This window comes from Exiguobacterium sp. LL15 (assembly GCF_024436095.1).
Taxonomy (GTDB): domain Bacteria; phylum Bacillota; class Bacilli; order Exiguobacteriales; family Exiguobacteriaceae; genus Exiguobacterium_A; species Exiguobacterium_A indicum.
On sequence record NZ_JANFNX010000001.1, the window covers coordinates 1361444 to 1375033 of the forward strand.

Below are 13590 nucleotides of genomic sequence, written 5' to 3' on the forward strand. Positions count from 1 at the left end.
AGAAAACCGTGGTATGATCAATTCCTATGACAAAAAATAGGAGGTCTATGATGCAAAAAATCATCTTGATTGGTTCTGGTGGATCCGGTAAATCGACGCTTGCTCGTGCGATGGGCAAAAAACTCGGTTATCCCGTCGATCATCTCGACACCTTATTATGGCGTCCGAACTGGGAGGCGGTTTCGCGTGAGGAGCAACGCCAGATTCAACACATGCTCACGTCGCGCGACACGTGGATCATCGACGGCAACTACGGTGGAACGCTTGATTTACGAATCAAAGCCGCAGATACAATCATCTTCCTTGATCTACCGCGGACGATTTGTCTGTACCGAGCACTGAAACGGACGTGGCGCTACCGCAAGACCGGTCGACCGGATATGGCAGCAGACTGTCCGGAGAAACTATCGTTTGATTTTTTGAAATGGATTTGGCGGTTCCCGATCGATAAACGACCGAGTATCCTCTCAACGCTTAAAGCGACGTCCGATAAACAAATCATTCATTTGACGTCCCGTCGTGCTGTCAAACAGTTTCTTCAATCATTACCTGAGGCGTGATAACGTCCGTTCGTAACCGACCGTACATCCGTGCATCATGCGACCTTTCGCCTTGATAGAGATAGCCGCGTAAGACGCCTTCAAACGTAAATCCGAGTTTTTCGAGTAAGCGATAGGATGCTTCGTTCTCAAGAAATGTCACCGCACCTAACCGATGAAGCGCCAATTCTTTGAACGAAAACCGGATGACTTCTTGAACAGCTTCCGATACATAGCCTCGTCGCCAAAAATCTGGATGTAATTCGAATCCAAGTTCGGCTTTTTTCGCATATGGACTCCAGTTATTGAGTCCGACCGTTCCAATGAACCGCCCTGTCGAACGGTCGATCATGCCCCATCGGATTCCCCGTTTCATAGAAAACGTTTGATCAAATGAATGGATGATCTGACTTGCTTCCTCAAGAGACGTGAGCGGATCAATGCCATAATATTGAGTCACGCGTGAATCAGATAAGATCGTATAGAAATCATTGACGTGACTTTCCGTAACGCGAATCAAATCCAGCCTATTTGTCGATAACGATTGAAAGTTCATATGTATGCCTCCTAAAATATAGTATTCAGATACATACGACGCGTCTCCATGAATCACCTTCTTTTCCCATTTATTCCTACATAAAAACGACCTCGATCATGTCTCCATCGAGGTCGTTTTTAATCTTATACGGTAAATCGTCCGGTAACGTGTTTCAAATCATCCGCCATCGTTGCGAGTGATTGGGACGCGGATGCAATCTCTTCCATCGACGCCATCTGTTCCTCGGTTGAAGCGGAGATGTTTTGCGTTCCGGCAGCAGTTCCTTCTGTCACTGCTTGAATCGTCCGCATGACAGATGCGATTTGTTCACTCGCCGCCGCCATTTCCTGAACGGCACCGGATACCTCCTCGACGTGCCCTGTCACGTCGGTGATGGCTGTCTCAATTTCTGAGAATGAGGCACCTGCCCGATCGACGACAGAGATTCCACTCGTCATCTCGGTTGAGACTTTTTCCATCGAGACAACCGATGCTTCCGTCTCTTGTTGGATGACACGAATCAACGACTCGATCTGTTTTGCCGAGACTGCCGACTGCTCAGCGAGCGTTTTGACTTCCGCTGCGACAACAGCGAATCCGCGTCCTTGTTCGCCGGCGCGCGCTGCTTCGATTGCTGCGTTTAACGCGAGTAAGTTCGTCTGCGCTGCGACACCCTTGATTGAATCCGTAATTTGTCCGATTTCCTGCGATCGGTTACCGAGACCATCGATGACGTGGCTGAGACGCGAGACGTCTTCTTGAATCCGTCCCATCTGTGTCCCGAGTGTTCCGACGACCTGACCACCGAGTGCGACTTTTTCCATTGCATCTGCCGTACGTTCCGTCATCTGCTGCGCATTTCCGGCGACATAACGGACAGATGTCGTTAATTCTTCGATCGTCCGTGAAGCATCGGACACTTGATGCAGCTGCTGACTCGCACCACTTGCCATCTCTTCCATCGTCACAGCGACCATCTCGGTTGCTTTCGTCGTCGACTCTGCGTTGACGCTGAGTTCATCTGAAGCAACAGCGACACGCTCTGCTGTTCCCGTCAATTCTAAAACGACTTGTTGTTGTGACGCGATCATCTCATTAAAGGACGTCGTCAATTGACCGAGTTCGTCTTTAGAATCATAATCGCCACGAACCGTCAAATCACCGTTACCCGATTGGTCCATCCAGCCTTGTAATCGACGAATCGGACGGGTAATCAGACGCGTGATGTATAAAGCAAGTCCCACGAATAGGACGACACCTAATAAGATAATCCCGAGCATTAAGTAAAAGGCGGTCTGTTTTTCTGACTGATTTTGAGCGTTCAGATCCTTCGCCTGTCTCGTCATCGAAGCCATCAACGACTTCGCTGAACTGGCAACATTGTCCCGGACTTGCTCCAAACTCTCCGAGTAGGCTTTATAGGCCTCTTCGTTCTCATTTCGTGTCGCGGCATCTTGGACAAGACTCATCCCGTTATCATAGGCTAGGACGTTATCCTTTAAGTCTTCTAATTGTTTTTCTGACTGTGCGGTAAATCGTCCTGTATCTTCTACCTTATTGAGCGATGAACGGATTTGCGCTTGCCGTGTATCGATATCCGCCTGCAGTTCACCAATTCGAGTTTCATCCTTTGTTAAAATCATCTCGACTAAAAAGGAATCGAGTGCCCGTGTATCGATTCGAATCTGTGCCACCTCTTGAATCGGTATCAGATTTTCTTGATACATCGTGCGTGAAGCATTCGACATCTGATTCAAGAAATAGAGTCCTGCTCCTGCGATTAAGAGCATTGAGATGATTGCTGTCGCAATCAATACTTGAATCTTTCGTCTGACTGACATGTGTTTCATTCCATCCCCTCCCGTTTTTTTATCGGTTCAGGATTAAAATAGTTGATTGATTTTTCAATATTCCTATATTTTGATGTGCTCAAGCAAAGCCCTGCCGTACGACTTTCTCTCTCGTGTTCGATATAATCAGCATACAGCAGGTGAAGAAAGGATGGATTCCATGCAACGTGTAGCCAATGAGATCACACAATTCCGCGGCAGTCATTATGAGTTCGGTCGCGAACAAGGGCGTTACGTCAAACGAAACCAGTTGCTCCATAATCGGGAGGACAACTGGAAGATCCGTGTTCCGCGCTTTCAAGTCGATCCGGTCGAGACGAAGGAGATGTTTCTCCGGTACGCCCCGCATATTTGGGACGAGTTACTTGGACTCCAGGACGAACTTGAACTGTCGCTTCCGGATACGTTACTCCATTTCGGGCATTACCGGGTCGAAGGACCGAAAAGTGGTTGTTCAATCATGACCGGTGATAATTTCCTCGTCCGTAACTATGATTACCATCCGATGACATATGATGGTCGATTTTCCGTCTTTCAACCGAATGATGGTGGCTCAGCAATCATCGGTCCCGCATCGCGGGTGACCGGTCGGATGGACGGGATGAATGAACATGGGCTTGCGATGGGCTATAATTTCATTAATCGTCGCCGTCCGGGCGATGGGTTCGTCAGCTTCATGATCGGGCGGATCATCCTCGAGATGTGCACGTCGGTCGACGATGCGATCTCACTCGTCAAGGAGATTCCGCATCGCGGATCGTTCACGTACGTCGTCCATGATAAATCCGCGCGTTCGTTCGTCATCGAGGCGACAGCACGCGACGTCCAAGTACGGGAATCGAACATGTGCACCAATCACTTCGATTTGCTACAGCATGAAAACCGCTATCACCTCGATGACTCGAAACGTCGGATGATGGAGCTAAAGACGCATCAACATATGATTCAGGATGCGGAGTCCGCTTTTCGACTACTCAACGATACCGATAAAGGCGTCTTCGCTGATTTATATGCACAGTGGGCGGGAACGATCCATACGTCTGCCTACTTCCCGGAAGAATTGAAGGTCTGGTTCGCGCTTGGTGGTGATCAGGAACCGGTCACGTTCGACTTTGCCGACTGGCTCGCTGGCAATGACTTCACAGCAAGCGAGATCACAGGAGAACTAGAGACAAACATTCAGTTCGCGAATACATTACAGACGTGGCGTTAATACACGAACTCCCTTAGTGAACGATTCACTAAGTGAGTTTTTGTTCAAAATACATGTTGCAGTAACTGTTGATCACTAGCTTGCGATAAGTTTTTGTGAATGACTTGATCCGGTTCTGTCTTTAACGCTTGTTCCAAATAGCTCGCCTGGCTCCGCTCACCAATTAAAATCAGCCGTTCCCAGTCTTGTGTCCGTCGTAATGTATCGATTTCAGACGCTAGTTCACGATAGAAGCGTTCCGCTTGCTGATTGACGCGTGCTTGGAAATCGTCTGACTGACTACTGCTCGATGCTCCTTGCCGTGCACTTCGTCCTTGATAACGGCGCCATTGTCCCGTATCCAAATCAAGTTCATAGTCCCGTCTTGATTCGACTTCACCGACCCGGACATCAAGAATCGATGCCGAGTCGAGATGCGTCAAGACGATACCCGTTCTCGGAAACTGATGATCGAGCACCTCCAATTGATTGACGTTCGCTTTTGGACCGTAGCTGACCTCATCGGTCACATCTACTTGTAACAGATGAATTTCCTTTAATAGACCATCGTCTGTAAAGAAAGCAACGACACTACGTAATAGTTGCGTCCGATGTTCTTGAATCGCTCGCTCAACAGCATCAAAACAACCTTCGATCGCTGATTGATCGTCGTGTTCAGACAGGATGCGTTTTCGCTCATTGCGTAAGATCGTTTGCCATTGATTCCGTTTGTCCGGTGCTGTGCTCAAATAGACCGATAAGACTGGCTTGCCCGAATAATTTTTCAGACGACTAATATCCTCTTGTAATCCCATTTTCCATCCCTCCATTCAATAAATGAACGACGCTAAAATACCGGTGATGAAGACGGATGTGATCGTCACCGTCGAAAAACCGGCAACGACCATCTTGGGTAAAATTTCGTTTTCAATGATTTGGACCTCATCTTCCGTCTCCCCGATATTTTTAGCTGCTTCTTGACTGAGAATCAATGTACCTGGAAAGCCATATAAGGACGTCAAACCAATCGCGATCGCCATCGAATAGGAATATCCGAGTAGTTTCCCAGCAAGCATCGCGAACAACACGATGCCTAGTACGCCAAGAGAAAAGGCGATCAAGAGTGGTACGAGTAGTTCGACGAGGTCCGCAAATGAAGTCGTCGCAAGTGGACCGAAGATGATCAATAAAATTGCCAGCATCATCAAACCATAGGCATCGATCCCGTTCAAGACGTTTGGTTTTAATACGCCAGTTGCCCGTAAGGCAATACCTAGCAACAAGGCAATGACGAACGTATTAAGCCACCCATTCGTCAAACCGCTGAGAAACGTCGAGATGATTACGACGACTCCGACGACGAACAATGTACCTGCTGTCGTTTGAAACGGTTCCGGAAGAATCGTTTGCTTGTCAGACGTTTGTTCTGGATTAAGCTCCGTACGTTTCGTGATACTACCATCCCGAACACCGTCCCGAATCCGGAGTGCTTCTTTCCGAAGAATGATCGATGTCAGCGGAAAACCGATCAATCCTTGTAAGGCGGCAATCAAGACTGGAAAAACAGCTACAGAGATTAGTCCAGCATTTAATGCTTCCTCCTGCACGATGATGACGGAAATCGTTCCACCACTGATGGCAGCAATCGCACTTAAGACGTAATTGGTATCAAGCAGTAATCGTCCGATCGTAAACAATAGGACACTGATACCTAACACTGCTGATACCCCGATCAAGAACGTTTTCCACTGTCGCTTGAATTCATCAAGACTGATCAAAGTTCCGAGGTGGACGATGATCATACCGACGACCGTTTGACCAAGTGGCAGTAATGAGGACGTCGGTAACAAATCTTCTGGAAAGAGATTCGTCTTGAATCCAATCAGGAAGATGATCGAGGCAACAAATAGGGAAGATAATAAGGCCTTCGTTTTTTTCGAAACATAATCGCTGACAGTCCAGATGAGCATAATGATCGTAAAGGCGATGATGGGTTGCATGCGGTTTCCTCCCTTTTAGACGACCAGGCGGCAGCTTATCCATGACCAAGAACACCTTAATTTGACGACTTAATTTGACGATGGGAAAGAAGGCATCTGTCGAACGAGTTCAAGTGCGAAGTTGACGGCTTGTTCGAATTCTTCGATTAGAATATATTCATTCACCGTATGAATTTCTTCATAACCGATCGATACGTTGACGACATCCTTCCCTTTTTCATTAAAAACGTTAGCATCGGTTCCTCCACCACTCCGCTCAAAACGAGCATGACGCCCGACTACCTCAAGACACGTTTTGGCATGGACCACTAGTGGATGCGTCTCTTCAAAATGATATCCGGTGATCAGGGGCGTCGCCTGAAAGTCCAGTTTTGCTCCATACTTCGTGACCTCTTCGTTTAATAACGTCTCCATCATCTTGACGTGTTCTAAACACTTGTGATGATCAAACGATCGAACTTCTGCGACGAATTCTAACCGTTCCATGACGACGTTCATCGCCGTTCCACCAGTTATCTGACCGATATTTGCTGTCGTTTCATGGTCAATCCGTCCTAGCTTCATCCGACTGATTGCCTGAGCAACAACTTCAATTGCCGATATCCCTTTTTCTGGTTCGAGACCGGCGTGAGCGGCGCGACCAGTCACGCTTACATCCAACCGATACATCGAGGGGCTCGTCGTGATGATCCCACCGACGGGACCTCCATTATCAAGGACATATCCATAGGTCGCTTCTAACATCGCCATGTCGACGGCCTTCGCCCCTAGCAAACCAACCTCTTCCCCTGCCGTCAGGATGAATTCGATCGGACCGTGCTGAATTCGTTGTTCTTGAATCCGTTTAATCAATTCGAGCATGATTGCGATCCCTGCCTTATCATCCGCAGCAAGTATCGTCGTCTGATCCGACTCGATCCGATCGTCTTTTTCTCGCGGACGAATGCCTTGACCGGGGGAAACGGTATCCATGTGTGAGGAGAAGAAGATCGGTTCAATTCCTTCAACACCCTTAAGACGGGCAACGAAGTTATTGGCACCTAGTCCCGTCTGCCCTTTTGTATCATCCTCTAAAATCGTCAAACCAAGTGCTTGAAAACGCTGAATTAAAGCATGCTGAAACTCCCCTTCTGCGTAAGATACAGAATCGATTTGAACCAACTCCATGAATTCTTGTAAGAGTCGCGACGTTGACATCTTGATTCCTCCTCCACCTAAGTGCTTGATGAAATGGATCATGAAATGATTTGGGCATGTTCGACAACTGTCTAGTCGGTATAGTCGAATGGATGAAGTAATCGGTAAAATCAAAGAGAGATGATGAGAACAATCAGGAAGGCGTACTGCGATTGTCGATGTGATGTTCATACGAAAAGGAGTGAAGGGAGTGTGCGCAGTAGAATAATGGAGCTATTTCACATATCCGAACGATGCGATCAAGTTAACTTATGATTACCCATTCTATTTAGAAAATAACAATTATATGTAAGAAAAGAATAGTTTGTTCAAAATTTTCAAATTATTTTAAACGTTTTCGGGAAAGGATACAACATGTCCATGATTTCTAGAGGGGGTGACCGTTTTGTCTCGCTTGATTTCCAATCGTTCCTTTCGCATCGGATTGTTCATCTTGCTCGTGCTTAGCATCATCTACATGGCACGACTCGTCGATTTTCTTTTCTACCCGCTGTTCGTACTCTTCACGACGATTTTCACACCTTTCATCATCGCTGGTATTTTATTCTATCTGTCGGTTGGCTTCGTCGATTCACTCGAACGCCAACTCCGCTCACGCAAACTAGCTATCGTCATCGTCTTGATCGGTTTATTCAGTCTTGTTCTCCTCTTCTTTTTGACGTTATTTCCTTTGATCACGAAACAATTAGTTGCATTCGTCGCTGCCGTACCTGGATTCGCTGAACGATTGTATGCGCAATCTTTGTCATTGTATGCAAAATACGGCACTTCCATCCCATCCATTGAAGATAACTTCGCATCGTTCGAAAACTCGATGAAAAGTGCGACGTCTTTTCTTGGTAATGTTTTTTCATCCATTGCAGGGTCAGTCGTTTGGTTGATTCGATTCATCGCTTCGACTGTCTTTACATTGTTCATTGCCCTCTTTTTATATGTTTTCATGTTAGTAGACGGAAAAAAATTACCGAACGCCTTGGTCCAGTTCATTCCTGCCAGTTATCGAAAAGAAGCCCTATTCATAATAAAAGACATGAATGGAACGATCCGGTCATACGTCCGAGCTCAATTGATCGTCTGTACTTTCGTCGGGAGCCTCGCGACACTCATCCTTTGGTGGCTCGATATTCCGTACTTCTTACCACTCGGACTATTCATCTTCGCGACGAACATCATCCCTTATCTCGGTCCGTTCCTTGGAGCAGCACCCGCGGTCGTGATCGGGTTTCTTGATGAACCGATCAAAGGACTATACGCCATCATTGGCATTACGATCGTGCAACAGCTTGATGCTAACGTCATTTCCCCACTCGTTCAAGGAAAATCATTAAGAGTCCATCCGATCACGATCACGGTCGTCTTACTCGTTGCTGGGCAACTAGCAGGCATCCTCGGAATGTTACTCGCGGTTCCGTTTTACGCCGTTGCTAAAGTCACCGTCCTTAATGTCATCAAACTTGCTAAGCTTCGACATACCGCATTACGATCGGACGAACCAGTTCCGGATCATATCCCGGAAAATCCAACATAAGATACCACACGCCACTATGATTCCGGGAACTAAGAGGACATGACTATGCGTTGCCCACCAAGCCGAGAATCGGTTCAACAACCCGTAAACACCGAGACGATCGATCAAAATCGTCCAACTCAACGCATAGACACCCGTACCGGCTAACGTCACGAGAACGTACGGTCGAAATGGATAGGCGAGCAGACCAGCCATATAATGAATCGGTCGCCAGATACCAGGTAGGAAAAATGATATCGCGATCGCAAAAGCACCTTTCTCCTGTAAAATCGCTTCAGCTTTTGCGAGATGTTTTGTGGTCAATAGCTTTTGAATGATCGGGAGCTCACGGAACAACCGCGGAATACCGTAGAAGAGAATAAAACAAACGAAACACGCTGACCAGACCAACAAAAAAATGGCGAACGGCACTTGACCTTGCTGGAGCCAATTCGAAATTTGACGGATGACCAATAAATCATCCGAAATCGGAATGAAAATGATGCGTGAGATGAAGCGTACCCACTCCAAGACCATCGTTTCTTCCTCCTGTCGAAGTCATTCTTTTGAAAACGAGGTGTTCGTATTGATGGACTATACCCTAATTCTATCGTTTTTGTTCTACGCCATCTTCATCGCTAACGTAGCCGCAGCCATCGCCATCCTATTCTTCGAGCGACGCGATATCAGCGCGACCTGGGCTTGGCTAATGATTCTTTTCTTCCTACCGATCATCGGGTTTTTGATTTACTTAGTACTCGGTCGCTCATTAAAACAGGACACTTTTTACCATGTGCCCGAGGAGCGCCGCCGAGTACGTGAACAACAATTCGTATCTCAAGATAAGACCGAAATCGCACCCAACACTCCTCTTTCCCCTTATCGAAAGCTGATTCAAGCCAATCGGGCGTCAGGTGCCCTCTTAACGGAAGCGACAGATGTACGGACACTCTTCGATGGTCATCAGAAGTTCGATACATTACTGTCAGATATTCAAAAGGCACAACTCGAAATCAACATCCAATATTTCATCCTGAAACGCGATCCGCTCGGCGATCAACTTCTTACTGCCTTGTTCGAACAAGCCAAGCGCGGTGTCAAAGTTCGGATTCTGTATGATGCCGTCGGATCTTGGAAATTAAAAGCGAAGGACTTTGATGCGTTCAAAAACGATGGTGGTGAGGTTCGATCGTTCTTTTCATCACCGCTTGGTATCTTGAATCTACGAATCAATAACCGCAATCATCGGAAATTATGTACGATCGACCGACGAATCGGCTACATTGGAGGATTTAACGTCGGTTCCGAGTATCTCGGGGAAGATGAACAATTCGGCTATTGGCGAGATACACACCTGCGCGTCCTCGGCCCTGTAGTCGAAGAGCTCGAATATCATTTTGAACAAGATTGGGATGCGGCAAGTAAAGAACGAACGGATTGGTCGACGACCCCGATGCCAGCACATGACCGAACGAACGACACCGTGCCGGTTCAAATCGTTACATCCGGACCGACATCTGAATCGGAATACTTAAAGAACATGCTGATTCAAATGATCCTTACAGCAGAAAAGTCCATCTATATCCAGTCGCCTTACTTCATCCCCGATACAAGTTTCATGGATGCCTGCAAAATCGCTCTTGCCTCAGGCGTGACACTAAAAATCATGATCCCAAATCAACCGGATCATCCGTTCGTTTACTGGGCAACCTATGCCTCTGTCGGTGAATTGATTCAACATGGTGCTGACGTATATACGTATGAACTTGGATTCATGCATGCGAAGACGATCGTCGTCGATGGAAAGATCGCTTCGGTCGGTACGACGAACATCGATGCGCGAAGTTTTCGATTGAATTTTGAAATGAATGCGATTCTATATCACCAAGCCGTTGCAGAAGAATTGGAATTACTCTTTTTGTCTGACGTCGCAGATAGCGAAAAGCTGACCATTGAAAAATATGCTGCTCGCTCGCGGATGATTCGTTTCAAGGAGAGTATTTCTAGGCTCTTGTCACCCATTCTATGACAAAACCCGCCCTCACTTCAGGCGGGTTTTCTAATTATTCATCCAATAAGGACTTCGACATATGATAATCTGTCTTCTCGTACCCAAGCGATTCATACACATGAATCGCCCGTTCGTTATGCGCAAAGACGTGTAAGGAAATCTTCTTGACGTTCATCCGTTTCAACATCACTTCCAGTAAGCGGAGCGCTTCCTTGCCGTATCCTTGGTTTTGCTTTTCAGACGTAATCTTGACGTCGAAGATGAAAGCGCAACGTCCGCGTGATTCTTCTGTCACATGGACCCAGACCATTCCAAGATCGTTCCCTGTCTCGTCACGAAACGTAAATAAGTAGTGATCCTTCGTCTTCAGACCTTCTGGCAACAATGTTGCGAACTCTTCTGTCGCCTTCTCGAGCGCCTCGTTCTCTGACCACGTACCAGCGCGACACTTATCTGCCGCATATTCCTCGATTGCTACGGGTAGATACGACTCATAGGTCGCTTGATTCATTGGCTCGATGCGCATGCTGCCACCTCCTGCGTTTTCGTCCAGTCCCGTCGTAACATCGCATAGACCTGGATGTCGTGATACGTCCCGTATAATTTCTCAGCGTCCCGTAAGATACCTTCTTCCGTGAACCCGAGTCGTTCCGGGATTCGTCGGCTCCGGACGTTTCCGGTCGCACACTCGATGACGACCCGGTTCAAGCCGAGCGTCTCGAAACAATAGTTCGTGACGAACCGGACGACATCCGTCATGACGCCTTTTCGAAGATCCTTTTCTCCTAAATAATAGCCGAGCGACGTTTGTCCGAGGTGTTGATTAATCTCATGCAAACCGATCGTTCCAACGAGCTCGTCCTCAAGATAAATGCCACATGTAAAGCCGTTACCATCGGCGAATTGTTGCAGCCATGCTGGAATGACGCTCTCCTGATATGTACTTGTCTCTGTTGTACCATCGACCCAACCGAGCCATTCGCGAAGATGTGCGCGATTGGCATCGACGAGGGCGAATAATCCTTCCGCATGGTGCCGTTCAAACAATTGAAGCGATACGTGATCGGATACTTGTAATCTGAACATGACCTCTCTCCTTTCTAGTACCTGTTGTTTGACGTCACGTCGACGTTTCCCTGCTTGACGTCACGTTCCATTCCATTCGTCTCGAGCGGACAGCCATTCCGAGTGCCTCGTAAAAGGCGATCGCTTCCTGATTGGCGTCATCGACGCCGAGTTCGATTTTGTCACAGCCGATCGTTTCCGCATGTGCGTAAGCGGCTTGCATCAATCGTTTCCCGACGCCTTGTTTTTGATGCGTATCCGCAACGACGAGACTGATGATGCGTAAGTAATGCTTATCGAAGACGAAGCCGCTTCCTTCGACGATGTCTTCCTTTAGGACGATCACACCGGCAAGCCCGTCTTGTTCCGCAACGAGTAATGCAAAATCCGGATTCTCGAGTTGCGACAGAAATAAGTCTTCCGGAACCGGCATCTCGTGCGGACGGTAATGATCGGGTCGTAAAGCGACGTGTTGATCGTGGATTTGCTGGAACAATGGTATCAAGGCCTGAAAATCGTCAGGACGAGCAGTGCGGATATTCATCAGAAGTTCGCTCCCTTTCCGTTTTGTAGTATATTAACATATTATTCCAAAGTATAGGGGTACTTTTATACAAAAAGGCACTCCGTTTACCGGAATGCCGTCTCTCACTTAAATTGCTTTTGTAAAGTCTCGCGCTGTCTCCGTTAACGTCGATGCCGCACTTTGAACGTCATGGAAGCGATCGACCGTTTCTGCGACAACCGTGACGCTTGCTTGTGCATCCGACGTTGCTTGCGTCATAGCACGGGCAATCCGCTGCAGTTCATCATTCATTCGCTGCGTCGTCTGTCGGACGTCGACGACGGCTTGTTCGACGAGCTTTGAGAGATTTCGGACTTCAGTCGCGACGACATTGAATCCTTTGCCGTGTTCTCCGGCTCGCGCTGCCTCGATCGATGCATTGAGTGACAAGAGATTCGTCTGTGACGCAATTGTTTTGATCGTCTCCGTCACTTGAGCGATGTCCTGCGCCTGGCGTTGCAGCCGTTCAATCGTCTGATGGTTATCACGAGTCGTCTCGGCCATCTGTTCGATCGTTCGCCGTAACGCTTCGCTTTCCTGCTCGCCATGCGTCGACCGAGTATTCAAATCACTAGCAATCGTGTCAAACGAAGTCGCGAACTTTTGAATCGTCTGCTGACGATCAGTAATATCGGAAGCAATCTTCAAGACACCGGTCACTTCCGTTCCATCGTAAATCGGCATATAGGTTGCTTCTAGCCAAATCGATTGACCATGCGCATCGATGCGTTCAATTTTATCTGCCGTACTGAAGCCACTAAACAGCTTCTGCCAAAATGCTTGGTAACTGTCACTCATTGCAAACTCCGTCGTGCAGAAGAGGTGATGTTGCATCCCGATCATCTCTTCTCGTTTATATTTCATCGTCTTTGCGAATAAACCATTGACGTCGACGACACGACGTTGCCGGTCGAATCGAATCATTGCGACATTATCTTGCAGGGAGGCTAAAATATCTTGGGATCCTAGGTTGGTTGAAAGTTGGGTGGTCATGATTACAAACTCCTCTCGTCATCTACCTCCCGTTGCAGGCTATCCAAGATATTACAAATCGGAATAGTATGAATTAAAGATATATGACTAAAATTTTTTTATCTTCTTTACATATAGCCAGACAGCGATGGAA

General features: G+C 47.4%; 14 protein-coding genes. 4 read left to right on the forward strand and 10 right to left on the reverse strand.

Going from position 1 to position 13590, the window contains the following annotated elements; genetic code table 11:
• Window positions 1–50: 50 nt before the first annotated feature.
• The gene (locus tag NOM72_RS06950) at window positions 51–560 is read left to right on the forward strand and encodes a DNA topology modulation protein (RefSeq protein WP_255998374.1); all 510 of its coding nucleotides are present in this window, start codon (window positions 51–53) and stop codon (window positions 558–560) included.
• On the opposite strand, the gene NOM72_RS06955 is transcribed toward NOM72_RS06950, so the two are convergent.
• Window positions 526–1095 carry a GNAT family N-acetyltransferase gene (locus NOM72_RS06955; RefSeq protein WP_255998376.1) on the reverse strand — a complete coding sequence of 190 codons (570 nt, stop codon included), beginning with the start codon at window positions 1093–1095 and terminating at the stop codon, window positions 526–528. The genes NOM72_RS06950 and NOM72_RS06955 overlap by 35 nt on opposite strands.
• Window positions 1096–1220: 125 nt before the next feature.
• Complete coding sequence (locus tag NOM72_RS06960) at window positions 1221–2927, reverse strand: methyl-accepting chemotaxis protein (protein ID WP_255998378.1); 1707 nt, start codon at window positions 2925–2927, stop codon at window positions 1221–1223.
• 160 nt (window positions 2928–3087) lie between these two features.
• Here NOM72_RS06960 and NOM72_RS06965 point away from each other — a divergent pair, with 160 nt between their 5' ends.
• Window positions 3088–4140, forward strand: a complete 1053-nt coding sequence (locus NOM72_RS06965; protein WP_023468255.1) for a C45 family autoproteolytic acyltransferase/hydrolase — start codon at window positions 3088–3090, stop codon at window positions 4138–4140.
• 44 nt (window positions 4141–4184) lie between these two features.
• Here NOM72_RS06965 and NOM72_RS06970 read toward each other — a convergent pair whose 3' ends face one another.
• From NOM72_RS06970 to NOM72_RS06980, 3 genes are all read right to left on the reverse strand, one after another.
• The gene (locus tag NOM72_RS06970) at window positions 4185–4934 is read right to left on the reverse strand and encodes a VLRF1 family aeRF1-type release factor (RefSeq protein WP_255998381.1); all 750 of its coding nucleotides are present in this window, start codon (window positions 4932–4934) and stop codon (window positions 4185–4187) included.
• Window positions 4935–4949: 15 nt separating this feature from the next.
• The gene (locus tag NOM72_RS06975) at window positions 4950–6119 is read right to left on the reverse strand and encodes a hypothetical protein (protein WP_255998383.1); all 1170 of its coding nucleotides are present in this window, start codon (window positions 6117–6119) and stop codon (window positions 4950–4952) included.
• Between the two features lie 69 nt (window positions 6120–6188).
• Entirely contained in the window at window positions 6189–7316 is a 1128-nt protein-coding gene (locus NOM72_RS06980) for a M20/M25/M40 family metallo-hydrolase (protein ID WP_035397460.1), read from the reverse strand.
• Window positions 7317–7701: 385 nt separating this feature from the next.
• Between NOM72_RS06980 and NOM72_RS06985 the strand changes: the two genes are divergently transcribed.
• Window positions 7702–8844 carry an AI-2E family transporter gene (locus NOM72_RS06985; RefSeq protein ID WP_255998392.1) on the forward strand — a complete coding sequence of 381 codons (1143 nt, stop codon included), beginning with the start codon at window positions 7702–7704 and terminating at the stop codon, window positions 8842–8844.
• Here the strand turns inward: NOM72_RS06985 and NOM72_RS06990 are convergent.
• Window positions 8794–9360 carry a DedA family protein gene (locus NOM72_RS06990; RefSeq protein WP_255998395.1) on the reverse strand — a complete coding sequence of 189 codons (567 nt, stop codon included), beginning with the start codon at window positions 9358–9360 and terminating at the stop codon, window positions 8794–8796. The genes NOM72_RS06985 and NOM72_RS06990 overlap by 51 nt on opposite strands.
• 52 nt (window positions 9361–9412) lie before the next feature.
• On the opposite strand from NOM72_RS06990, the gene cls reads away from it, so the two are divergent.
• Window positions 9413–10852, forward strand: a complete 1440-nt coding sequence (gene cls / locus NOM72_RS06995; RefSeq protein ID WP_255998397.1) for a cardiolipin synthase — start codon at window positions 9413–9415, stop codon at window positions 10850–10852.
• Between the two features lie 34 nt (window positions 10853–10886).
• Here cls and NOM72_RS07000 read toward each other — a convergent pair whose 3' ends face one another.
• The 4 genes from NOM72_RS07000 to NOM72_RS07015 form a co-directional block, all read right to left on the reverse strand.
• Entirely contained in the window at window positions 10887–11360 is a 474-nt protein-coding gene (locus tag NOM72_RS07000) for a GNAT family N-acetyltransferase (protein ID WP_255998399.1), read from the reverse strand.
• A complete protein-coding gene (locus tag NOM72_RS07005) occupies window positions 11342–11920 on the reverse strand; it encodes a GNAT family N-acetyltransferase (RefSeq protein WP_255998401.1) in 579 nt (192 codons plus the stop codon). The genes NOM72_RS07000 and NOM72_RS07005 overlap by 19 nt, the downstream gene beginning before the upstream one ends.
• Before the next feature lie 34 nt (window positions 11921–11954).
• A complete protein-coding gene (locus tag NOM72_RS07010) occupies window positions 11955–12443 on the reverse strand; it encodes a GNAT family N-acetyltransferase (protein WP_149427329.1) in 489 nt (162 codons plus the stop codon).
• A 108-nt stretch (window positions 12444–12551) separates the two neighbouring features.
• Window positions 12552–13457 carry a methyl-accepting chemotaxis protein gene (locus NOM72_RS07015; protein WP_023468251.1) on the reverse strand — a complete coding sequence of 302 codons (906 nt, stop codon included), beginning with the start codon at window positions 13455–13457 and terminating at the stop codon, window positions 12552–12554.
• Between the last annotated feature and the right edge of the window lie 133 nt (window positions 13458–13590).